The following is a 23,294-nucleotide window of genomic DNA, read 5'->3' as shown; positions in this document are numbered from 1 at the left end:
CTACTTCTCAATATTCTAGTTTATTTAATGGAACTGAGGGATCTATACAGGCATGGGAAATGGTTAAGTGGCTGATTTATATGGTTATATAGTTCTATTATGTTAAATTCTATAGTCTCTGGTATGAATGGAATTTAATTTCGCACATTCTAATTAGTAAATTAATTTATAAAATGTAAGGGGAGATTTTATATGATGTTGAACAAGGCTCTGGAATTGACTAATAGTACCCATAGCTAGAGTAAAAATGTATTATATTGCTGAAATTTAAGGAATATCTTTTTCAGAAGTATTAGAAATTAGTTGTTTATTAGACAAGGAAATTCTCTCTTTACAATAAAATTTTAACGATCCTTGGAAAGAAGTTCCCTTTCTAAAGCGTGTGAAGGGACGTAGCCAAACAGTAGGGAGGGTCATTCACTAAGGGTATCTTAGTAGAAATATTATGTGAGTGACAATCCTCTTGACTAGTGTTGAAGGAACAAGGATACAAATAATCATAACTCCATCTCTACCATCGGTTTTCCATGAAGAATATGATTTTCTGGAACCAACTCTTCTAAATCCGATGGTAGAAATAGTTGGTCCTTATAATAATCAATAAACATAAAAATTGATCCTTTTGTAGGTGTTTGGAGGTATTTACCTTCTAACATAAGAGCGATTTCCTTATATATATTTCATAAAAGAAGGGAAGGTCTTACTTATTAGTTTACCCTTATTACTTTTAAACAAGCCAGTGACAACACAGAGAATAGTAATAACAGGTATACAAGGATATAACTATTGGCTTCTAGAATCAAGAAAATAAACGAGGGTGCCCCAAGACGATTTCGGGAAAGTTAAGAGAAATATAATAATTATAGCTACACCTAGAAACTTCTGCTAATAGGTTAAACAAAATGTTCTCCTGAATCTTCATTTTGTGCTTGTCCTGTATTCTGACTACAGGAAGACAAATGGATAACGATTACAAATACCACTAAGTAAAAATTTTTTATCATACTTATCCTCCTATTTTTTATATTTTTCACCATGCCTTTCTCACACAATTTAAACCTTTATTAACTCTATCATTTATTTTTTAGTACCTTTAACCTTTTGTTTTTGAATTATTCTCAATTTAAAGAAAATTTAAATTAGTAGTTTTATGTGTTATGTATTAAGATTATTAATAGGTTAGTGTTATTAGCAAATAAGGAGAGAAAAAACAACTATGGAATTAAAGAACATTGAAGCATTCCTAATGGTAGTAGAAAAAGGTAGTTTTTCAGCTGCAGCAGATGCTCTATATATTAGTCAACCTACTATCAGTGTTCGTATTCAACAACTTGAGAAGGAGCTCAATAGTACGTTATTTGAAAGAGTAAATGGCAAGAAAACAACATTGACCCATTCCGGTAAAAAGGTTTATCCCTATTTTCATGAGGTCCTTCACCTCATTGAGAAATCACAAAATATCGTTAAAGAGGAACCTCTACATCATCAAAAAATTAAAATATCTTGTACAGATCATATGGGTGTAGAAATAATGCCAGAAATATTGAAAATTTTATATGACTGCTTTCCTAGCTTAGAATTTCCAATAGAAATTAGATCGACGGAGCAACTCGCTGAAGATATTAGCGCTGGTAAAATTGATATTGGATTTGCTTACCATCATACGAAAGAGAACCATCCAGATCTTTCGGTAATTAAGATAGCTAATGAACAAAATATTCTTGTTTGTGCACCTGACCATTCTCTTACAAAGCTAGATAAAATTGTACCGTCAGATTTGGAGAACGAACGTATTATTGTGTACAATCGTGAGTTTGTTACCACTAAGATCATAGGTGAATTTCTAGAGAAAAATCGTTTGAAAGATTATAAAGAAGTAGAAATTAATAATGTGGGATGGTTAAAAATGATGGTTCGTAAAGGATTGGGAGTTGCCTTTTTACAAGAGATTATTGTAAAAGAAGAAATAAAGAATGGAAAACTTTATAAAGTTCCTCTTAGTAAATCTCTCCCACCAACCCCAATATACTTATTCTTACATTCTGAATTACCTCAAAATATTAAAAAAGCAATTATACAAACCTCTAAAGGAATTTTTTCGCAGCTATAAAAACCTTTACGAAATCTGATTTCTTAAGTTAAAACGAAAACAAATACAATTGTCTGAAAAAAAACACAATTTTAAATAAAGTGTTTCATTAGTACTATTAATATTCAATTTTTGACCATATCCCTATCGGACTTATATTGAGGAGACTGTTCAAAAAACAAATCCAATGTGGAAATAGTGACATATGGTGTGCCAAATATATTGGGTTGGGTTGCGAAGGAGAAACGAAGCGATTGCCTGGGCTTGATAATGAGAGCCGGATGGGCTGGGAGGCTCATGTTTGGTTCTGAGTGAAAACTTCTTAAAAGAAAAACTTATTCTTCATTATCTATTGTGACACTTTTATCATTTATTCAAGTAACCTTGTAAATTTCCTCGGATTCTATAGTTGTTTCCAATACTTAGCAAAAAAGTGATATGAAAGTAGATAATAAAAGCCAGAACAGTAAATTACTATTCATTGGATCTAACCTTATGTCGATTTTCCGAGAGAACACGTAGACTCTTTTGGGTTTGTGCATCTCCGTCGTATTCTTTAAACCTGTACCCAATCAAGCGGTAATTGATATTTTGAAACAACAGGTCATTGCAATCAAAATTTCATCCGACAAAAGAGTCCATTAAAGAGTCTGTTAGGTTTCTAGCAGAAATAGCGCAGATGCTTCAAAACGTCCTCAGAGATTAGGAATTCATTAAGCTATATGTCGAAAAAGAAAATCAGTTATAGATATTTTAAAGTTCTTGAGGGTTCTTCGAAAGTGCGGGTCTTCTATTATTCTTTTACACAAAGACGATATGTCCTACTTAATATAGATTGCTTTAAAAGTGTAAGTGAATAATTTTCATATGTACCATTAAATTATAAATATTTCCATGAAAAAAGGCGTCATCCACCAAATAAAAAGGGATGGCGCCTTTTTATTATTATTTATGTGCATTTTCTAAGTTGATCAAACTGTTTACAGCTTTTTCATGTTAATTAGCTGGTGGACAGGTACATAGATTAAAAGGGAAGTAAGAGCAGGGCAGGATTCATTTTGCTCCGACGTTTCGGTAGATAAGCTTGGTTTGTCTCGTTCCATAGTACATTGTCATACCAAAATTTTTTCGATATTCAGTTGGCGGAGCACTCAGGGCAGAGGAAACTTGTGTCCATCTTTTATACCCTTTGGTGAGGCGGCCAATTTGATACGGCAGAAATCCGCCACCATGTCCGATCAGGATTTTTACATCTACATATCAAGCAGGTCGCTTAACAAGATATCAGCAGCACAGACGGTTGTTTCCCATGGTACACCAATTAAGTTTGGCAGCATTCCCCGTTTTAGGCGTGGGTCTTCGGAAAATAGCGGGTGAATGAATAGAATTACATTTTGTGCGTTTGCTTCTTCCCAAAAGCCTATCAGGGTGTTCTTTTTGTCAGTCTAGCAAGGCCGGCCCAATTATAGAATGTGGCAAGATCCCGAGTAATACCAGATTCAAAATTATAGAGTAACAGTTGCAGCACAGGTGATAGCAATGATTGTGAGACGCCTGCTTTTGCTTGCTCATCGAGGTAGAAGTTGAGACTGGTAAAGGGTTATATCAGCTCAAATCTCCATTTGTTGTTAAAGGTTAAAAATTCACCCTTATTGGGTGCTTCCTGCTCCCACTTTACATGGACTGTATTTTTCTCCTCTATTCTGTGTATTATCTTTTCCAATAACTAAGGCTCTCAGAAATATCGACAGCTTGTTGTTTTACTTAGTAATTGAGTGTCAGGGTTCGTATGGTGAATCGGTCCAATGACAGAGAGGGTATAATTCATCGAATTAGGCGAACTGGGAGTAGGTTGAGATAGAAAGCATACTATCTTCTAGAACTTAGATATGAGCGGTTTCAGCCATCTCCGCGACAAGTTACAAAGTATCAATTCGGAATCCCGAGTAATCCAAAATTAGTAACAAGAATCGTATTTAAAAGAGAATGGAAAGCCTAGCTGAAACTTAAGACAACAAAAAGTTGAAAAAGAAAAGCATATCTAAAAGGCTTGGTTACTTGGATGATGTACAGGTTACTAGATTAGCAGATATATGTATTTATGACTATTGAAACTAAATCTCTCAATGTCATCTGTTGATGCTATTCATGCAGGATATGGATTTCTTGCTGAAAAATGCTTAGTTAGCACAAAGTAGAGGAAGACAAAATAGATATTCTCTTAAAAAAAATCAAAACTGTGCCGCATAGAAGAATTCATTGTTTCGATTAGAAAGAATCCGGGTCATAATAATGCTATAAACAGGGAAGAGAAAGGATGAAATATATGTCGAAATTAAATTTAAGTTTTGCGTGTTGGGATTATGACCGAATTCAACCGTTAACTAATGGAACTGTCCAGGCAAAAGGTATTGATTTAAACTGGCTGAATATGCCGGTTGAAGAAACGTTTTGGAGAATGATGCGTCACCAGGAATTTGATATATCCGAATTATCGCTATCCTCTTATTTAATTGCAAAAGACCGAGGTTATCCTAACTTCACCGCTATCCCTGTATTTATGTCTCGTTTTTTTCGCCATTCCGGTATTTATATTAATAAGCATTCTGGTATTGAAGAAGCAGCCGATTTAAGTGGGAAACATGTTGGAATTCCTGAATACCAGCTGACGGCCTGCCTTTGGATTCGCGGTATTTTACATCATGATTATGGTGTGCATCCATCTGAAATGAAATGGTATACAGGAGGACAGGAAGCGCCGGGGCGTGTTGAAAAAATCAAACTCATGTTGCCACCAGATATTAACATACAACCAATAAATGACGAACAAACCTTAAATCAAATGCTTGAATCTGGAGAGATCGATGCACTGATCGCTCCAAGGGCACCTTCTTGTTTTTTAAATGGTTCGCCTCATGTACAGCGATTGTTTCCAGACTATGGATCTGTCGAAAAAGATTACTACGAACGAACAGGCATTTTTCCGATCATGCATGTCGTTGCAATTAAAGATGAAATTTTGGAAGAGCATCCATGGGTCGCAGCCAATCTTTATCAGGCTTTTGTTGAAGCCAAGCAAAAAGTATATGACGGTTTTAACCAAACGGCGGCCTTAAAGGTCACTTTGCCATGGTTTGTTTCGGAATGGGAAAATACCCGTCAATTAATGGGAGAAGATTTCTGGCCGTATGGGCTGGAGAATAATCGAAAAACATTGGAGGCGGCTGTAACGTATTCGTATGAGCAAGGAATGATTAAAAATCGTTTAAACGTGGAGGAATTGTTTGCCCAATCAACGTTGGAAGCATACACACTTTAAAACAAGAGGAGGGGTTGAATTGGGCCAAAAAGTTTTGTCAGCAGTCGCAGTTGGTGAAAGTAAAACGGAGCTGCAGATGTTTGAAATGCCCGAGTTATCTCCTGAAGAAGGCATTTTGCGGGTGGAAATTGTTGGCGTCTGCGGGACGGATGTTTCGTATTACCGGAAAAGCCAAGAGCCTAGAATTTTAGGTCACCATATTGTAGGTCATGTTGAAAAAATTGGTGAAAATGCGGCAAAGAAGTGGGGAGTGAAAGAGGGAGATCGAGTCGCTCTTGAAGAGTACATTCCTTGCGGGCAATGTGAACATTGCCGGACGGGGAAATACCGTGCCTGTTTATTTACTGATCCACGTGCAGGCGGAATCCGCTATGGTGCAACGCCGGACTCGTTGAAGCCTTCTTTATGGGGAGGATTTAGCCAATATATGTACCTCCATCCCAATTCGGTCGTGCATCGAATGGCTGATCATGTCCCTGCGGAGGAAGCGGCTTTAACGCTTCCGTTAGCAAATGGTTTTGAATGGATGATCATCGAAGGAAAAGCACAGCCAGGTAAAGTTATCGTAATACAGGGTCCTGGGCAGCAGGGCTTAGCATGTGCTCTGGCAGCCAAAGCAGCCGGAGCAGAAGTCATTGTCACTGGCCGAACGACAAGTCTGCGTCGCTTAGAATTGGCAAAAGAACTGGGTGTCGATTATATTATCAATATTCAGACTGAAGATTTCCAAACCCGTATACATGAAATTACGAATGGCAAAATGGCGGATATCGTTTTAGATGTGACTTCCGGCGGAATGACTCCCATAACGTCTTCTTTAGAGATAGTAAATAAAGGCGGCATGGTTATTTTGGGAGCTTATAAATATCAGGAAATTCCAAACTTTAATACGGATTTAATTATACAAAAAACGCTCACTGTAAAAGGCGTCCGGGGGCACAGTTACCAATCGGTAAAAATGGCGACAGAGTTTATCGCATCCCAAACGTTTCCGCTAAATAAGATGCACTCGCATAATTATGGATTGCATCAAGTTGATGAGGCATTGAAAACGGCAGGAGGAGAAGGTGAACCATCTCCGCTTTTGGTTACCGTATCCCCTTGGTCTTAATAAAGATTAGAGAATCATAGTGAAAAAGCACCCTTTATTAACTTAGTAAAACTAAGTTAATAAGGGTGTTTTTAATCGACTTCCCTTATTCTTTGGGGCAGTGGGCAGGTTGGCAGGGGTTTCAGCGATTTTCCTCTTCCCTCTAGTGAAAAAGAAGATGAACTAACGAAAAAAACAACTTAAAATGTACAAAAAAAATCGACCTGTTCTGGATGAACTGGGCACTGGCCGTTTTCTTCGTTAACTGATTTTCATGTCTTCCGTAAACTATGAATCTGCTATTCTAATCGACTCTGTTGGCATCCTTCAAAAGCTTCGTCCAAGTCATCAAGTAAAATTCTTCGATACTTCCGCTGTACCATCATTTTCATCCAAAATCATATAAGCGATGCCCTCAAACACAGTAAAAGAAAAAATCCGGTGCAGCCGCTCCGCATGCAACAAAAACGATACAGGTGTCTTGATCACCCTGTGAACTTTGTCAGATTAAAGATCTCCTTAAATCTGTAATAACTTCTTTTAAAACTTGTACTTTGTCTTTTTGGTTTTCCATTAAGCTTGTGCTATTAAGTGTTCGCACTTTAGCTGATAGTTCAGTTATAAACTTCTTTTGCATGCTTACTGCAGGAGCCGCGCTGCTTCGCCAAATCCAGTCGTAATCAATTTTATTTTTCCTTCATACGTGCAAATGTCTCCCACGGCTTAAATGCCTTCCATATTAATCGTTACCATATTGGAGTTAACTTCTCTCCTACCACACGTCCTTCTATTAGCCATTGAAGAATCCCCGTACAAAATGTTCCCCTATCTATTACTTACTGATAAATAATTTGAATAATCAAATATATTAAAAGGAACTAGTTTTGAGGTCTGTTGTGCCCTTAGGGAATTTCTGTTAAATTTGAATTGTTCTTAATTATAATATATTTTTTTCAGAGCAACTATATTCCGATTTTGGAGGGGTTTTTATGTCAGTAAAAACAGAACGGCTATCTTCCGTTCATAATGCTATTCGTATTTTGCAAACATTTTCATTATTAGAACCTGAGTTGGGCATAAGCGAGTTGAGTGTACGCCTCGGATTGGCGAAAAGCACAGTCTATCGATTGATGAACACGTTAAACGAATCTAAATTGGTTGCTCAAAATAAAGAGACACAAAAATACTATCTAGGTATTGCGGCTTTTGAACTTGGATTCACGGTTTATCATTCGATGGAACTTAGAAGAATTGCACTCCCGATTTTGGATAAGCTTTCGATTTCACTGCGAAAAGTCGTCAGGCTTGCGGTATACGATAATGGCGGCGTTGTCTATATATGTAAGCGTGTACACAGCGAGGATAATGGAACAATTTCAAAAATTGGAGATAGGGCTCCAAGTCATTGCACGGCGATAGGAAAAATGTTATTAGCCTATCAAAACGAACAAGAGATTGATAGTGTATTAAAGAGGGATTTAAGTGTGCATACAAGCAAAACCATCACCTCTCCCATACAATTAAAACAAGAAATTATTGAAAGCAAACATAAAGGATATGCCATAACAAGAGAAGAGCTGCGAGAAGGTATTTCTTCTGTTGCGGTACCGGTCTACAATGATTTTGGAAAAATGATTGCATCGATCAGTGTAACAGGGCCGAAATATTATTTTGAACCTGACCAAGTTGAGCAATACGTAAAAGAAATGGGAACTTGCAGCCGTTTGATCACAGAAAGGTTAGGGATGGGTTATTAACATTTTACCGTCAAAAAAGTATATGCTCATTTCCTAATGGGTGGCTGATGCCACTCATTTTTATTTTTGATAATTTCGTTAGATCCATGTGAAGAATGGAAAAAAACATAAAAATCTGTTCTGTATATAAGAACGAGATTATTGTTGTTGAAAACGTTTGTGAGAAAATCAATATATAAATTTGAAAATACCAAAAAGGAGTGTGTAATGATGATATTAGGCGTTTAGAAAGATTTTGAAGCACCCGTATACACCTAGTTATTCAATTGAAATATTCATTTTTTCTTGGTGTTGCGTATAAAAGAATGTAGTTGTTCACATTTTAACGATTTGTGATAAAGTAAATTTTACCAATACGATTTTCCAGTTTAATTGAAGGGATTTTAAAATTGAATGTTGCAATGATTAAATAACAAAAAACTGTAACCGTTTACTTGTTCAATTGAATCTGTCATCCATAGGTACAGAGAGGGGAATTATGTTATGAATAGATTTTCAAATAGAGCGTGTATGAGTCTAGTGGCTTTTTTTCTTCTGGTTGTTACAGTTTTAAGCGGGTGCAACAATCCCAACAATGCTGAATCTCAAAACGAAGCAAAAGAAGTTTCCGTCGAGAACAAAGGAGCAACGATCCAAATGGGTCTTCCTTCTTCAAATGCCAGTTATCTTCCGTTATTTGTGGCTGATAAAAAAGGATTTTTTCAGGATCGCAATTTGAAAGTTAAATTTACAAAAGTACAGGGCGGGGTGACAGCGATTCGCGGCTTGCAGACGAATGATTTTCAAGTCATCTCAAGTTTGCCTGAATCAGTGATTACCGGCGTTGCGCAAGGTGCTGACGTTAAAATGATTGGAACGCTGGATGATCAGTCGATGTACAGTATATACACTACACAAGATATTAACAGCCCTGAGGATTTACGAGGTGAAGTAGTCGCAACAAACCGAACAGGAAATGGAACGGATATTCAACTACGCTGGTGGCTTAAAAAAAATGGCTTGGATCCTGACAAAGATGTTCGCATTATTGAAGCAGGAGAAAATTCAACACGCCTTCAATCATTAATAACAGGTCAGGCGAAACTAACTATTTTAAGTCAGCCAACGGATTTAAAAGCGGAAACTTCAGGAATGAAAAAGTTGGCTGTGATGCGTGATGAATTGAAAACGTATAATCATAATATGCTGATGGCGAATGGGGATTTCTTGAAAAAGCAACCAGAAGTGGCAAAAGCGTTTGTTGAAGCAATAGGAGAAGGAACGGAGTACGCGAAAAACCCCGATAATCGTGAAGAAATGGTTCAGCTGATAATAGATGAACTTCAAATGGAAAAACAAGATGCAGAAAAATCGTTTGATTTTGTACTCCCAGCATTAGCAGATAAAGCAAAAATCAACCGTGAGGGTGTTCAATGGGCCATCGACACAACAAAGGAAACCGGCATGTTAAAAGAAGATATATCAACGGATCAATTAATTTATGACGCTTCTCCCAAGTAATTCTTGAATAACATTTTAGATGATCGAGGTGATTTTTTCATGAAGAATATAATAGTCAAAACCAAAACACCCATTCTGCAATTTCAATCCCTGAGCGTCATTTATAACGAAGGGGAGCCAAATCAAGTTCATGCAGTGAAAGATGTTTCTGGAGAAATCCATGAGGGTGAGTTTATTTCAATCATCGGTCCTAGTGGCTGTGGGAAAAGTACTTTGCTTCATACGCTGGATGGCTTGCTCAAACCAACATCAGGAACGATATTTGTGAACGGTTCTCCAGTGCATGGTCCGGACGGTGACCGGGCGATGGTCTTTCAAGATTTCGCCTTAATGCCATGGCAAACTGTTTATCAAAATGTCGCATTCGGATTAAGGTTAGCCGGGAAGAAATGTCATGAAACCCGTGACCAGGTTATGCACTATATTAAGCTTGTCGGTCTGGATGGATTTGAACAAAAATATCCGCATCAGCTTTCAGGCGGGATGAAGCAGAGGGTTGGAATTGCCCGTGGTTTTGCAGTAGAACCAAAAGTATTGCTAATGGATGAACCATTTTCAGCTATAGATGAACAAACACGAGAGATTATGCAGGAAGAAGTTTTAAAGATCATGCTTCATGAAAAGAAGACCGTGATTTTTATTACTCACTCAATTGATGAAGCGGTCTTTTTATCTAGCCGCATTTTCTTAATGTCAGTCAGGCCGGGGCAAATTGTGGAAGAAGTAAAGATTGATATACCATATCCGAGAACATTGGAAACAAAATCATTACCTGAATACCAAGAATACAAGAAGATTATTTGGGACCACCTTAAAGGAGAAGTTAGACGACAATACCGGAAGGGGGAAGCGTAATGGAAAGGGTAGATGCAACGATCAATGTTCCTTCAACTTCTCTGAAAAAGACAAAAAAAATTCCTCAAAGTGTTTCTTACCCTGTCGGAATATTGGCCATCCTATTATTTGTTTGGGAGCTGTGTGGGCGTTTGAACTTGATTGACCCATTTATGTTTAGCTGGCCAAGCAAAATTTTCGTTGAAGCTCAGGATTTTTTCTCTACTGGAGAGATATTTAAACATCTGGCGGTTAGCGGAATGGAAGTTGGATTTGGATTTGCGATGTCGTTGATCGGCATTCCAATCGGTTTAATGATGGGTTACTGGAAAAAACTAGAATTAGCCTTTGATCCATATGTCACAGCCCTTTACACAACACCGATGATCGCATTAACACCATTGTTTGTACTATGGTTTGGTTTGGAAACGTTATCAAAAGTAATGATGGTGTTTGCTTTATCCATATTCCCTATCTTGATTAATACGATGGCGGGCGTCAAAATGACCGATGTATCATTAATAAAAGCTGCCCGTTCCTATGGAGCGAGCGAGCGTCAAATGTTTAAAGAAGTTATTTTCCCTTCTGCGATTCCATTTATTATAACGGGTATTCGATTAGGAATAGGCCGAGCCTTAATTGCTGTTGTCGTTGCTGAGATGCTGGCTGGAAATATCGGGATTGGTTATGCAATTAGACATGCTTCTGAGCTTTTCCAAACGGCTGAATATTTAGCTTATGTGGTTGTTCTGATGATACTATCTGTTTTATTGACGGAATTATTAAAGATCTTTGAAAAGAAATTGGCACCTTGGCGGGATCGTTAAGTTGTTGAGGCAGTGCAGAGCACTGTCTCTTTTTTATTAAAAAAACCTTTCATAATGTTCCACATAAAAGAACCGTTTATGTAGACAGTTAAACTGGCGTTTTATAATAAAGTTATGCAAATAACTGTTTAGAAATGAAAGAAGGGGTGGGAGTTATGTTAAAGAAAGAAGATAATGAAAAGCTTTGCCAAACGGGTTCAGGAACACCAATGGGAGAGGTTTTCAGGCGATACTGGATTCCGGCGTTGTTAACAGAAGAAGTCCCAGAAAAAGACTGTCCGCCTGTAAAAGTAAAATTGCTGGGTGAAGAGCTTGTGGCTTTCCGTGATTCAGATGGAAAAGTAGCCATTTTAGATGCATACTGTCCTCACCGACGGGCCCATTTGTTTTGGGGGCGTAACGAGGAGTGCGGACTTAGATGTGTTTACCACGGATGGAAATTTGATAAGGACGGAAAATGCGTAGATATGCCAAATGAGCCGGAGGAAAGCAGATTTAAGCATAAAGTTCAATTGTCGGCCTACCCGACATGGGAGAAATCAGGTATTGTCTGGACGTATATGGGTCCAAAAGAAAAACATCCGGAAACGCCGGATTACGAATGGTTGCGTGCACCTTTGACTCATTTTCAGGTATCCAAAACTTACGAGGGCTGCAACTGGCTTCAAGGACTTGAAGGAGGAATTGATACCTCTCATTCATCATTTGCCCACAACAATAATATTCAAGACAAAAGCTCAATGAGAAGCCGTGCAACCAATCCAAAGCTGGAAATGGATAAAACGGATTACGGATTCAAGTATGTGGGAATCCGAGATTTAAAAGAAGACGGAAATTACATTCGTGCCTATCAATTTATCATGCCTGCCCAGCAAATGCGCGGGCAAATGATGAAATGGCATGATGGAAGTCGTGAAGAATACCCAACGATTAGAGGTCATATATGGGTGCCGATTGACGATGAAAGCGTGTGGGTATGGAACTTTAAATACACGAGTGAGCCAACAATCCCATTAGATCCTGAGTTTTCCCAGCAACAAGAAATTCTTTTTGGGCGGGGACCGGATGATATGTTGGATGGCTACCGCTTATTACGAAATCCATCCAATGACTTCTTGATCGACCGGGAACTTCAGCGCACCAAAACGTTTACAGGGATTGCAGGCATTAACACGCAGGATTATGCACTTCAAGAAACGATGGAAAAACCATTTCCGGACCGTACAAAGGAGCGTTTAGGAACAGCTGACTTGGCGATTATAGCTGCCCGGCAAATGTTACTGGAGGCTACGAGAGATATAGAAGCGGGGCGACAACCAAAAGGTGTTGATCCAGTATCATATCGCCATGCACGAGCTTGTGACCAATTCCTCCCAAAAGGGGTGGACTGGCGAGAAGGTCTAAAAGAAGATATGTACGCGAAATATTAAAAAGAATGATAAGTTGTAAAGGCTAGATTGGAAATTCTTACAATATAAGAAATTTATTCCTTTAGAAATGGAGGCAGGAATTTCTTCTTATGAGGAGACGGAATCGTAGGATTACCTCCTGAACGACTCCGCCTTTTTATTGGAGCAAATAAGGGGTACTATCTATCTGGAAAATAATTTGAATGTTAAAATCAGGTATGTACAAGGAGGGTTATTGAACGAAGAGGATTACAAACGAAAGACTTCCATTTTATCTCATCCCTAAGACAGGTGTGGCTTAAGAGGCGGTTATGTCTACAATTTTTTAAGTGAGATGAACTGTGGGAATGGAGAAGTATTTGAAAAATGTCGAGTTAGATCTGTTGGAAGACGAAAGATTTCATGCTGAATAATAATGGTTTAGCGTGAAATAGTCTTAGCAAAAACCATTGCGTAAGTGGAGATGCAATGGTTTTTTATTTTTGATATGAAAAAATAGAAATTGTTCCGTATATAAGAACCGCTTTCACTGCTAGATTACTTTTCAATATAAAATAACCCTACTAAGTATTACAGAAAAACAAATATAATAGGAGGTCATTTAATATGTATCAAACAGATCAATTACACATTCCAGAGTATTTATATGGGAAAACAATCGCAATTTTAGGCTACAGCAATGAAGGAAAGGAATATGCACAGTTGCTGCGGGAGCATCAAATTCCGGTGGTTATTGGATTGAGGCCTGTTGATGATGTATGGGCTGACGCTGAACGTGATGGGTTTGATGTGAAAACCCTGTGGGATGCGGTAGAGTCAGCCAGTATTATTCAAGTGTGGTAGAAAGGTATCATGGGAGAATCATTTGCGTTTTTGGCTGCATTTTCATTTGGATGTGCAAATGTAATGGTAAAGAAAGGGACTAAACCAAATTCAATCGATAACGGAACGTTTTTATCTTTTTTAATCACCTTTTTTCTTGCGGGGGTCATAGCTATTGGAAGAGGAATGGTAAAAGGGTGGGTTATTTTTACTACTGAAGGCATTGGGTGGTTTGTCATAGCTGGAATACTGACGGCATTTATCGGGCGAATTCTTTTATTTAAATCCATTCAGCATTTAGGTTCTGTCAGAGCTTCCGCCATTAAGCGTTTAAACCCTTTGTATGAATCGTTCATCGTTGAAAAAAAGAATAATAAGAATGTACACGCTTCCAAACAGGCGAAAGCTGGTGACGGTTGGTTCATCCGATTGAAAACGATTGCTAGTTTCAGTTATGTTTATGGAGTCATTTCTGCTTTCGCTTATGCGATTGGGTACGTGGTGAGAAAAGAAGGATTAGACGAAATGCCTGATCCGTATGTGGGGACAATGGTTGGCGCACTTGTTGGCATTCTGGTCTTTTTAATCCTTTCCTTATTTCAGAAACGATACAGACAGTCCATTCAGTCCACTTTCTCAAGTTTTTAGCCATGGTTGTTTGGCGCAGGAATCGCTACATCAATGGGTCAAATCTTGTATTTCGCCGCATTATCACAAAGCGGAGTTTCTCAAGTAGCTGTTATAGCTTCAACAGACGTGATCTTCACGTTATTTTTGTCTTCCTTGGTTTTTAAAACTCATGAGGGGATTACAAAAACGGTCATCTACGCTTCGATTACGGCAATGGTGGGAGCGGGGTTAATAGCCTTAGGTTAAAGAAAACTGTGGTGGGTGAGTAGTATGCAAAATCAAACCTTAAAGGAACAGCTGGCCATATCAATCCGTATGATGGAACAAGCAAACCATATCGACTTTAACGGTCATATGAGTGCCCGTGTTCCTGAAACTGACTTTATTTTGATAAACTCCGCTGGAGCGAGTAGAAGCACATTAACTGCTGACGATGTAATAATGATTGATTTGCAGGGAAATGTCATTGAAGGGGATGGGAGACCACCAAATGAATTTCCGCTTCATACGCAAATTTATAAGCGAAGAAAAGATATTCAAGCCATTACTCATACTCATCCCCGGTGGTCCACAATGTTTACAATTGCTAAGATCCCATTGCGGCCGGTCGTTATACAAGGTGCAGTATTAGGAGATATTCCGGTATTCCCCAAATCACAGTCAATCAGCGAACAAGAAATTGCGAATGATCTGGCTGAAAAATTGGCAGGGCATCACATTATACTATTGAAGTCCCACGGAGCGGTCATTACTGGCACAACAATAGTAGAAACGTTCGTGCGCAGTGTATTTTTAGAAGAGAATGCTTATCGTCAGTACATGGCAAGTCAATTGGGGTACGCACATTCCCTCGAGGACGAAGATATACAACTAACAAAAAATGTGATTTGGCAGCCGAATAACATTCAAAAAATATGGGATTATCATTACAGCAAGCTATAATGATAATCTATATAGATCCACATGGCTGGAGGATAATTTTTTTCTAAAACTGAAATGGTGAAATAGTAGGCTGGTATAACAGAAAAAGGAACTTAGCAGTATTGCTATCAAACATATACTCAAATCCAAAGAGATTTTACCAAAGGTATTGAATTACTAGAAACTGAGTATAGTGAAGGTATATTTATAAAATTTGCCTACGCATATCCCGGAAGAACATCCACTGTAAATCAATCGCCTGACATGCAATAAGCTTCAATAATACTCAAAATCCCTCTCGAATAGATAGGGATTATTTATTTATTTTTTTTCTTTTTTTTTCATAGTTTTGACTAGTAAATCTACTTTAAATAACAAAAAAAAACCTCACCGGCTAGATGCCGATGAGGTTTTCTTGTGGTGTACATATAGTTATCGTTTTTTCTACTAAATTATTGTTTTTTATCTATCAAAACATACCGCCAATTACTACAAAAAGCAGCCATGCGAGTCCGGGGCCAAGTGTGATGAAGATACCAGTAGTAATCAAGAGTTGTCTGAAGAATACTCTTTCTTTCATTCCCTGTACATTAGCCAGTAAAAGTGCTCCAGCAGATGAAAGAGGACTTAAATCAACAATGCTGGAGGATGCAGCAATCGATGAAATAATATTGATAGATGAAATATCTGGATCCTGCAAAAGTGGTGTTGCAATTGGGATAATAGATGCTAAGAAACCAGTTGTCGAGGCAAAGGCAGACACAAATCCACCAACGTATGAAACCGCCAGAGATGCTAAGAGTGGGTTATCCATCCCGGATATAAGCCCAGTCACATAGGTCATTACACCTACTGTTTCCATCACATTTACGTATGTCACGATCCCCGTTACGAGGAAAATAACACCCCATGGCATTTCTTTCAATACGCCTTCTTGTTTTCTTGGGGCTAACAATGCTAATGCTGATCCGACTATAATCGCCGCAAAACCAATATTTATATCAAACTTAAGAGTTAAGATACCTAAGACGACAATCGCCGCAAGACAGGCTGCTTTATATAAATCTAATCCGCCTTCACGCCCTATTGCCGAATTGCCAGCTGGTTTGATGGCCTCTACTGGGAATCCTGTAATACCTAGAGTAGCCGGTCTATTACTAAAGTAACGATGGCCGCCAAACATGAGGTATACAATCATTGCGACGAGTCCGAAATATATTAAGCAATTAATTAATAGCAATGCTGGGGAATATTCAAGATCCCTAGATTGCATACCGCCGTTTATAATAACTCCAAAGACATTTAGTGGTGAGAAGGAACCTGCTTGCATCCCCATAATAATCATTATACCCATCATTAACGGACTGATTTTATTTTTGTGTGCTATTTTTAATGCGATTGGAGCAAGAAGAGAAACAACCGCAATTCCATACGTACCAACGCCTGCAAGTACCAATGCCAACAGGAACATTAGCCAAGGTACCAGACCAAGATTGCCATTGACTGAGCGGAGACCGTAGTCAGCGATTAGATCTACGACCCCACTTTTTTGGATTATCGTGAACAAATATGTGATCCCTACAATAATGATAAACAGTTCTACTGGAAATGCGCCATAAATTTCATCCATGCTAAGGTCACTTACTAGGGAACCGACTATAAAAACAGCCAAAAAGCCCCAAACACCTATATTAATCGGTAAGCAAGCGCCCAAAACAAATATAATTAAAAGTACACCGATTGCAATTATTTCAATACTCATTAAATCTCCTCCAAATAAAAAATGTGAAAAGAAGAATACTACAATTTAAGCATTCAGTATAATGGCGCTTACATTTATTGATTGTACACTCTCCCGTGAGTGATGCAAAGATGTTGACTAACACCTCCTGTATTATTTGAATATAGATTTCAAAGACTAGGAATTTCTTTCATAACTAGGATTATTTATAAGTTAATTGATATTTGTCTTTCATACAACACTAGTATTCTGATATATGCAACGAATGATATAATTATAAATTTTTGAAATTATTAGTTTGATCGCGATATTTTTTATAAATAAGCTCACAAATTCTTGTTGCTTCTTTTATCTTGTATATACCAGAATTTTTATAGTGTTAAAATCAAATAAAACTTATTGCTCTACTAGAAGTAATAAGATTATTTATATGTTGGTGTGGGAGGTAAGAAAAATAATAAATATATTTGTTGCTTATAGAAGAACGAGGTAGTTGTATCATGAACAAGTTTCCCTTATCATGAATTTTGAATAGTAGAAAATTATTCTAATATGTATATATTTTGTTTGATATTTGTAGAAGAATTTTAGACTTCGTGTAAGCGCTTTACATGAGACAAGATATTAATAGGAGGGATGGAACCTGCTAAATATTTTTCTGCGACCCATTTCCACCCCAAAACCAGGTACAGAAAATTAAAAGATATACACATTAACTTGCCAATCGTATTCTCTTTATTAATAAAAAGGGAAGCAACAGTAGTACGTAAGAATATAAAATTATTATTTATTTTAGCAATTACGGGTGGATAGCTATAACTTATTTATTATTGGTGGTGAATAATACATTAGCAATCAACAGTAGTTTGCTTAATAGTTATCAGCCCTTTGCATAATATTCATGTTGTCTTTCATCCGTATAGAAAAAAGAGGATGCACCCAAAACGTACAATTTTTAAGGTCAAATGAATTCAGAAAAGAGCAATATATATATAGAAGAAAGGGGGATGAAAGATGGGAGAAATGCTCGCTCTGCTGTCCATGATATTGTTTTCAGCGAATATCATACTTACAAAGTTGGCGATTGCCCGACTGAATTTAAATCTCGGGTTTCTGATATCGGTAGCGGTTAATGTGTTATTTGCGTTTTTTCTTTTTTTTATTCAAATTATCTTTTTTGATGCAGGTGATCTAGCTTGGCATACAAAAGGTTTTTTTCTTTTTTTGATAGCAGGATTCTTTGGTACATATTTGGGTAGATGGTTTTTCTTTGAAACGATAGCTAAATTGGGACCAACACGCGCAAGTGCTTTCCAAGTGACAAATCCAATATTTACAACAATCATTGCATGGCTTTTTTTGAAGGAGCAATTAAGTTCAAGGGACCTATCTTCTATCCTATTAATACTGTTTGGCTTATTACTAGTATCTTATATCCCGCAACGATCAAAAAATGAAATAGCTAAAAAAAGAAAAGTGATAAACTTTCAACCGTTCCCTGAGTTGTCCTTCAAGGGATTAGTACAATCAGGAATCCTTGTGGCTTTACTTAGTTCATTAGCCTATGCCATTGGTAATGTTATAAGGGGAGCTGCCATTTTAAACTGGGATCAACCTATTTTAGGGGGAGCACTGGGTGCATTACTTGGATTTGTGTTGCATGTAGCTACGAGTAAAAGTAAACGTAACTTTTGGCGACAATTTAAAGAGGCTGATATCACCGGTGTTTGGCTCTATGTTATCAGCGGAATTATTACCATATCTGCTCAAATTTCTGTAATTGCATCGATGCGATATATACCCATTTCTGTAGCTAATCTTATTACGCTCTCAACACCAATTTTGGTAACTCCAGTGAGCTATTTCCTATTTAAAAATCAAGAGGGTATTACTTATCAGACTTTAATAGGCATAGGCTTAGTTTTAAGTGGTTTAGTTTTTATTGTCTTATAAAAATACAGACTATTCTGTGTATGATATGATGAAGCTAAATCGTTCTTAAAAAATAAGGGGAGGGAGGGGTATCATGGGTAACGAATTAAATAAAAACTATTTACTTTCTTCTGTGAAGAATGCACTGCTAATTATGCGGAGTTTCACAATAGATGAGCCGGAAAAAAAAGTAACAGACTTAGCACTTTCGCTAAATTTAGGAAAAAGTACTGTCAGTCGCTTATTATCTACTCTAGCAAGTGAAGGCTTTGTTGTAAAAAATCCTGAAACAAACAAGTATCGCTTAGGCTTATCTATCTTAAATCTGAATACCATCGTGACAAACAATATCGAAATTAATCGAGACTCTGAGCCTATTTTGAGAGAACTTGTAAATGAAGTCAAAGAAACTGCACATATCGCTGTCTTAGAAGGAACGGATGTGGTTTATCTATATAAAGTTGATTGTAAGCAACCTGTGCAAATTTTAACTCATATTGGAAAAAGAAATCCGGTTCATGCTACCAGTTCCGGGAAAGTTCTAATAGCTCATCGGGCGGAAGATGTTATTCTTAATTTAATAGATAATGGATTGTATGGATACCAGAATAATACCATTACTAATCCTGAACAGTTACGTGATTGTTTAAACCTCGTCAAAAAACAGGGATTCGCAACAAGTTCGGAGGAACTTCTTGATGGTGTAGTATCTGTAGCGGCACCTATACGTGACTATACCGGAAAAGTGGTTTACTCAGTTTCTGTTACAGGTCCCGAACATCGTATGAATCCACAGAACCCGGCACTAGTAAATAAAGTAATAAAGGCAGCGAAAGATATATCCGAGAATCTGGGTTGTTGGAAATATTAGGTATATTATAGATATTACTTAAAAGAGAATACGCTATAATTAAAGTTAGGAGAGAAGACCAATTTTTAGGTGGTTACTCTTTTTTTAAGGTGCGCTAGAGGCGGAGCATCGAGGAGATTTGAACAAAACCAATAGAAAATAAAAAGCATTACTATCCCCAAATAAGGGTGGTAATGCTTTTTTGATTTTCTGTTATCTAATTTGTTTGACTTGTTGTTTATTGAAACGTAATACAGTGTTCCAGCTTCCAGATAACTGTCCTGCTACACCTATAGTAGGTTTTTTTTGATGATCAAATACACTTAGCAGTATCGCGAGATAACGTTCGCTGAATTTGGACCAAAAATCCGTCAACAAGATTGACAACATCGTCCTTGAATCATCTGCTTCTTGCAGAATTAACACTGTAGCCGTTTCATTACCTTCTGTAAGACATGGGCGCAAAAATTTTTGAACGCTCTGCTAACGTCATTTTTTTTCCACGGACCGTTCAGTGTTTGCCGTGCTTGAGCAAGATCCACGTCTTCTTTTCCGCCCTCTGCTACAGTGCCAACCACATATTTATTTTTTGCTGCACATAAAAGAACAACGCTGTTGTATAGTTTGTATTTATTAATTAACCTTTAAAAGAAACTAAATGTAGCATTCGTACAATCTCGTATATTTTCTCAAATAACCTGAAGAACCTGATAAAAAAGGTAATGAAGCTGATAGAAAAACTTCGAAGGGTCTTCTTAACAAATGAAAGATGTTTTTCATCGCTCATTTTTCCACATCTCTGTTCCGTATCCAGCCATTATTGGACAAAATTACTGGAATCAATAAAAAAGTGCAGTCAGACGAATAATGGCGACGGCGACTCTCGCCAGTGATGACTTTTTCTATAAAAATAAATTTCCGCTTGGAATTTTCGTTTTGGTGCAGATTTTCATTTGATTTTAGCATATGTCCGCCTGATTCAAGTGCAACGATAGGTTCCTATTACCTTATTTTATAAGATTAGGGATAAAAATAGTTTCAACTTAATACTGATAAGAAAAAAAAAATGAAGTGTTGTTTATAGCAGAACATGGTAGTTGTATAGAAAACACTTAATCCTTAGAATGGGAACTACAAAAACTAAAACAGAGGTGATTCATCAGGGATTAATATCTGATAATTATTAAAATTAAAAAAATGGAAACACATACATTTGTTAATTAGTAATTAGTTATCATAAAAAATTTTCAATAAACTTATTTTCTATTAAAGGAGAGATGACAATGTTAAGCAAAGAACAAAACGAAGACTTGATTCAAGTTGGAGCTGGAAAGTCGATGGGGGAGCTTTTAAGAAGATATTGGCACCCCATTGCTATTAGTACAGATGTGGAAAAAATCGGTACCATTAAGAAATTAAAAATTCTTGATGAAGAACTTGTTTTATACCGTGATAAATCTAATAATCTTGGTTTAGTAGCTGATCGTTGTGCTCACCGTGGGGTATCACTTGAGTATGCCATACCGGATGAGTGTGGATTACGCTGTCAATACCATGGCTGGTTATACGATCAAACAGGACAATGTGTCGAACAGCCGAATGAGCCAGAAGATAGCACATTTAAAAAACGAATCAAGATCTCAGGTTATGAAGTAAGAGAGTTAGGCGGTTTAGTATTTGGTTACATGGGTCCTAAACCTGCTCCTGAATTGCCAAATTGGGACTTATTTGTTCAGGAAAATGTTATTCGAACCGTTGGATATGCAGAGATACCATGTAATTGGGTGCAAATTATGGAAAATTCACTTGACCCAACACATTTAGAGTGGTTACATGGACATTATTTTGAGCATGTATTTGAGCAACAAGGTCGCCCGCAGAATGAATGGCCTATAACAAAGCGACACCTAAAAATTGGATTTGATGAATTTGATTATGGAATTATTAAACGTCGAGTTTTAGAAGGGCAAACAGAAGAAAATGAAGATTGGGCAGTCGGCCACCCCATTGTTTTTCCAAATTACTTGAGAGTCGGAGATAGTGGAGCACACTCTTTCCAAATCCGGGTACCAATAGATGATACACATACATTACATTTTTGGTATACATGTTTTGTTCCAGCTGAAGGTGTCAAAGTACCTGAAAACTATCCTATATCATCCTATGAATGTCCAATTTATGATGAAAACGGGAAATTTGTAACGGACTACATCGATGGACAGGATATGATGGCGTGGATTACGCAAGGTCCTGTCGCTGATCGAACTGTGGAACGACTTGGAACATCTGATAAAGGGATTATTATGTATCGCCAAATGCTGAAACGAGAGTTGAAGAAGATGAAAAATGGGGAAGATCCAAAGTGTACAATTCGGGATCCACAACAAAATCAGTACATTGAATTGCCGCAGGAAGAAGACAAATTTAGTGAGGGTGGGTTATTGTCAGGGGTAGCTATTCATTGGAATACACGCTATGCGCCAAACCTACATGAGATTATTGAAATCTGTAAAGGTGAACCGATTTCTTCTAATAGTTAATTTATATAACAGCCCTTCTATTAAGAGGGAGGGGCTGATTGTCCCTTTAGGAGGTTTTTAAAATGGCGGAGAATACAAAGTTCAACATAAAATTGAAATACTGTCCGAATTGCGGGGAGTCATTATTAAAAGCTGGCAGTCTTCTGAATGAATATTGGATCTCTGAAGATACAGCTTACTTTTGCTGGTGTGGAGAGTGTTCATGGAGAGGCGAAATTATCGAGGTAACACGTGTAACCGGCCCAGAATTAGTTACATCATAAAAGAAGGGGTGGTAGGATGAATGACTCATTGGAAGAGCTTAGAGAAAAAGTAGCCCTATCTTGTAGAATTTTAGCCATGGAAGGATTAGTGGATGAAACATTAGGTCACGTAAGCGCCCGTATTCCGGGAACTGATGAAATGTTTATACGCTGCCGTGGTGAATCGGAAAAAGGGCTTAGATATACGACGTTTGAAACAATTAGGCAAGTGGATTTTGATGGTCATGGAGATGATTTGCAGGGCGTGTATCATGTCCCGAAAGAACTTTCTATACATGGTGAAATTATGAAATCGCGTTCTGAAGTTGGCTGTGTTATTCATGCCCATCCGCCAGCGACTTTAATTTGTGGTATTACCGACCTGGAATTCCGGCCAATTTTTGGTGCATTTAACATACCAGCAATGCGAATGGCCCTGGAAGGTGTTCCTGTTTTCCCTAGATCTTATTTAGTAACACGACCAGAACTGGCAGCCCCTATGATTGAAACAATGGGAGACAAAGATATTTGTTTAATGAAAGGGCATGGTATTACAGCTACGGGCGCAACGGTTGAAGAAGCAACAGTTAATGCGTTGAATTTTAACACACTGGCAAAAGTGACATTGGAAGTAGGGAAAACAGGAAGAGAAGTCCCATCTATTTCCGAAGAAGATATTGCGGAATTACCTGATTTGGGGACAAAGTTTAATGCTAAATGGGTCTGGCAATATTATGTAAAAAAATTAAAAGAGCAAGAAAAATAAATAAATAAAGAAAAGGAGGAGACAT

The 23,294-nt window shown here is 37.6% G+C and carries 20 protein-coding genes and 1 pseudogene; 17 read left to right on the top strand and 4 right to left on the bottom strand.

Features of this window, described 5'->3' with window-relative positions; all coding sequences use genetic code 11:
* Positions 1–497 precede the first annotated feature (497 nt).
* Positions 498–656, bottom strand: coding sequence for a hypothetical protein (locus RE409_RS28385; RefSeq protein ID WP_201184200.1), 159 nt, complete (start codon positions 654–656; stop codon positions 498–500).
* A gap of 560 nt (positions 657–1,216) precedes the next feature.
* Between RE409_RS28385 and RE409_RS28380 the strand changes: the two genes are divergently transcribed.
* The 3 genes from RE409_RS28380 (at position 1,217) to RE409_RS28370 (ending at position 6,519) form a co-directional block, all read left to right on the top strand.
* The gene (locus RE409_RS28380; protein ID WP_201184195.1) at positions 1,217–2,110 is read left to right on the top strand and encodes a LysR family transcriptional regulator; all 894 of its coding nucleotides are present in this window, start codon (positions 1,217–1,219) and stop codon (positions 2,108–2,110) included.
* A 2,305-nt stretch (positions 2,111–4,415) separates the two neighbouring features.
* Complete coding sequence (locus tag RE409_RS28375) at positions 4,416–5,408, top strand: substrate-binding domain-containing protein (protein ID WP_201184191.1); 993 nt, start codon at positions 4,416–4,418, stop codon at positions 5,406–5,408.
* A gap of 19 nt (positions 5,409–5,427) precedes the next feature.
* Entirely contained in the window at positions 5,428–6,519 is a 1,092-nt protein-coding gene (locus RE409_RS28370) for a zinc-dependent alcohol dehydrogenase (RefSeq protein ID WP_309559586.1), read from the top strand.
* A gap of 636 nt (positions 6,520–7,155) precedes the next feature.
* On the opposite strand, the pseudogene RE409_RS30805 reads toward RE409_RS28370, so the two are convergent.
* Positions 7,156–7,266 (bottom strand): annotated as a pseudogene (locus RE409_RS30805) (ferredoxin--NADP(+) reductase); the annotation flags it as partial.
* A 221-nt stretch (positions 7,267–7,487) separates the two neighbouring features.
* Here RE409_RS30805 and RE409_RS28360 point away from each other — a divergent pair.
* From RE409_RS28360 to RE409_RS28320, 9 genes are all read left to right on the top strand, one after another.
* Positions 7,488–8,255, top strand: coding sequence for an IclR family transcriptional regulator (locus RE409_RS28360; RefSeq protein ID WP_309559585.1), 768 nt, complete (start codon positions 7,488–7,490; stop codon positions 8,253–8,255).
* A gap of 483 nt (positions 8,256–8,738) precedes the next feature.
* The gene (locus RE409_RS28355) at positions 8,739–9,755 is read left to right on the top strand and encodes an ABC transporter substrate-binding protein (RefSeq protein ID WP_309559584.1); all 1,017 of its coding nucleotides are present in this window, start codon (positions 8,739–8,741) and stop codon (positions 9,753–9,755) included.
* 39 nt (positions 9,756–9,794) lie between these two features.
* Positions 9,795–10,610, top strand: a complete 816-nt coding sequence (locus tag RE409_RS28350; protein ID WP_309559583.1) for an ABC transporter ATP-binding protein — start codon at positions 9,795–9,797, stop codon at positions 10,608–10,610.
* Entirely contained in the window at positions 10,610–11,416 is an 807-nt protein-coding gene (locus tag RE409_RS28345; RefSeq protein WP_309559582.1) for an ABC transporter permease, read from the top strand. Before RE409_RS28350 ends, RE409_RS28345 begins: the two co-directional genes overlap by 1 nt.
* A 155-nt stretch (positions 11,417–11,571) precedes the next feature.
* Positions 11,572–12,846, top strand: a complete 1,275-nt coding sequence (locus RE409_RS28340; protein WP_309559581.1) for a Rieske 2Fe-2S domain-containing protein — start codon at positions 11,572–11,574, stop codon at positions 12,844–12,846.
* A 585-nt stretch (positions 12,847–13,431) separates the two neighbouring features.
* Complete coding sequence (locus RE409_RS28335; RefSeq protein ID WP_202187262.1) at positions 13,432–13,668, top strand: ketol-acid reductoisomerase; 237 nt, start codon at positions 13,432–13,434, stop codon at positions 13,666–13,668.
* Between the two features lie 9 nt (positions 13,669–13,677).
* Positions 13,678–14,295 carry an EamA family transporter gene (locus tag RE409_RS28330; protein ID WP_309559580.1) on the top strand — a complete coding sequence of 206 codons (618 nt, stop codon included), beginning with the start codon at positions 13,678–13,680 and terminating at the stop codon, positions 14,293–14,295.
* A gap of 6 nt (positions 14,296–14,301) precedes the next feature.
* Positions 14,302–14,523: an EamA family transporter gene (locus tag RE409_RS28325; RefSeq protein WP_309559579.1), complete on the top strand. Its 222-nt coding sequence runs from the start codon at positions 14,302–14,304 to the stop codon at positions 14,521–14,523.
* Positions 14,524–14,547: 24 nt separating this feature from the next.
* Entirely contained in the window at positions 14,548–15,219 is a 672-nt protein-coding gene (locus tag RE409_RS28320) for a class II aldolase/adducin family protein (RefSeq protein WP_309559578.1), read from the top strand.
* A 448-nt stretch (positions 15,220–15,667) separates the two neighbouring features.
* Here RE409_RS28320 and RE409_RS28315 read toward each other — a convergent pair whose 3' ends face one another.
* The gene (locus RE409_RS28315) at positions 15,668–16,960 is read right to left on the bottom strand and encodes an SLC13 family permease (RefSeq protein ID WP_309559577.1); all 1,293 of its coding nucleotides are present in this window, start codon (positions 16,958–16,960) and stop codon (positions 15,668–15,670) included.
* A 993-nt stretch (positions 16,961–17,953) separates the two neighbouring features.
* Between RE409_RS28315 and RE409_RS28310 the strand changes: the two genes are divergently transcribed.
* A complete protein-coding gene (locus RE409_RS28310; protein ID WP_309559576.1) occupies positions 17,954–18,892 on the top strand; it encodes a DMT family transporter in 939 nt (312 codons plus the stop codon).
* Between the two features lie 73 nt (positions 18,893–18,965).
* Complete coding sequence (locus tag RE409_RS28305) at positions 18,966–19,742, top strand: IclR family transcriptional regulator (protein ID WP_201184160.1); 777 nt, start codon at positions 18,966–18,968, stop codon at positions 19,740–19,742.
* A 192-nt stretch (positions 19,743–19,934) separates the two neighbouring features.
* On the opposite strand, the gene RE409_RS28300 is transcribed toward RE409_RS28305, so the two are convergent.
* Positions 19,935–20,186 (bottom strand): hypothetical protein, encoded by a 252-nt coding sequence (locus RE409_RS28300; RefSeq protein WP_309559575.1) that lies wholly within the window; start codon positions 20,184–20,186, stop codon positions 19,935–19,937.
* Positions 20,187–21,004: 818 nt separating this feature from the next.
* Between RE409_RS28300 and RE409_RS28295 the strand changes: the two genes are divergently transcribed.
* The 3 genes from RE409_RS28295 (at position 21,005) to RE409_RS28285 (ending at position 23,269) form a co-directional block, all read left to right on the top strand.
* Positions 21,005–22,261: an aromatic ring-hydroxylating dioxygenase subunit alpha gene (locus tag RE409_RS28295; protein WP_161922938.1), complete on the top strand. Its 1,257-nt coding sequence runs from the start codon at positions 21,005–21,007 to the stop codon at positions 22,259–22,261.
* A gap of 62 nt (positions 22,262–22,323) precedes the next feature.
* Positions 22,324–22,524: a hypothetical protein gene (locus tag RE409_RS28290; protein ID WP_309559574.1), complete on the top strand. Its 201-nt coding sequence runs from the start codon at positions 22,324–22,326 to the stop codon at positions 22,522–22,524.
* Positions 22,525–22,540: 16 nt separating this feature from the next.
* On the top strand, positions 22,541–23,269 hold the full coding sequence (locus tag RE409_RS28285) for a 3,4-dihydroxyphthalate decarboxylase (RefSeq protein WP_309559572.1): 729 nt from the start codon (positions 22,541–22,543) through the stop codon (positions 23,267–23,269).
* Positions 23,270–23,294 lie beyond the last annotated feature (25 nt).

Source organism: Peribacillus sp. R9-11, assembly GCF_031345095.1.
Classification (GTDB): domain Bacteria; phylum Bacillota; class Bacilli; order Bacillales; family DSM-1321; genus Peribacillus; species Peribacillus butanolivorans.
The sequence above is the reverse complement of the archived record's forward strand: the minus strand, read 5'-3'. Positions and strand labels throughout refer to the sequence as shown.

Bases quoted from the DNA above. Each gene is read 5' to 3' on its own strand.
- RE409_RS28385 (WP_201184200.1), bottom strand. From the start codon at position 656: ATGTTAGAAGGTAAATACCTCCAAACACCTACAAAAGGATCAATTTTT.
- RE409_RS28380 (WP_201184195.1), top strand. From the start codon at position 1,217: ATGGAATTAAAGAACATTGAAGCATTCCTAATGGTAGTAGAAAAAGGT.
- RE409_RS28375 (WP_201184191.1), top strand. From the start codon at position 4,416: ATGTCGAAATTAAATTTAAGTTTTGCGTGTTGGGATTATGACCGAATT.
- RE409_RS28360 (WP_309559585.1), top strand. From the start codon at position 7,488: ATGTCAGTAAAAACAGAACGGCTATCTTCCGTTCATAATGCTATTCGT.
- RE409_RS28355 (WP_309559584.1), top strand. From the start codon at position 8,739: ATGAATAGATTTTCAAATAGAGCGTGTATGAGTCTAGTGGCTTTTTTT.
- RE409_RS28350 (WP_309559583.1), top strand. From the start codon at position 9,795: ATGAAGAATATAATAGTCAAAACCAAAACACCCATTCTGCAATTTCAA.
- RE409_RS28345 (WP_309559582.1), top strand. From the start codon at position 10,610: ATGGAAAGGGTAGATGCAACGATCAATGTTCCTTCAACTTCTCTGAAA.
- RE409_RS28340 (WP_309559581.1), top strand. From the start codon at position 11,572: ATGTTAAAGAAAGAAGATAATGAAAAGCTTTGCCAAACGGGTTCAGGA.
- RE409_RS28335 (WP_202187262.1), top strand. From the start codon at position 13,432: ATGTATCAAACAGATCAATTACACATTCCAGAGTATTTATATGGGAAA.
- RE409_RS28330 (WP_309559580.1), top strand. From the start codon at position 13,678: ATGGGAGAATCATTTGCGTTTTTGGCTGCATTTTCATTTGGATGTGCA.
- RE409_RS28320 (WP_309559578.1), top strand. From the start codon at position 14,548: ATGCAAAATCAAACCTTAAAGGAACAGCTGGCCATATCAATCCGTATG.
- RE409_RS28315 (WP_309559577.1), bottom strand. From the start codon at position 16,960: ATGAGTATTGAAATAATTGCAATCGGTGTACTTTTAATTATATTTGTT.
- RE409_RS28310 (WP_309559576.1), top strand. From the start codon at position 17,954: ATGGGAGAAATGCTCGCTCTGCTGTCCATGATATTGTTTTCAGCGAAT.
- RE409_RS28305 (WP_201184160.1), top strand. From the start codon at position 18,966: ATGGGTAACGAATTAAATAAAAACTATTTACTTTCTTCTGTGAAGAAT.
- RE409_RS28295 (WP_161922938.1), top strand. From the start codon at position 21,005: ATGTTAAGCAAAGAACAAAACGAAGACTTGATTCAAGTTGGAGCTGGA.
- RE409_RS28290 (WP_309559574.1), top strand. From the start codon at position 22,324: ATGGCGGAGAATACAAAGTTCAACATAAAATTGAAATACTGTCCGAAT.
- RE409_RS28285 (WP_309559572.1), top strand. From the start codon at position 22,541: ATGAATGACTCATTGGAAGAGCTTAGAGAAAAAGTAGCCCTATCTTGT.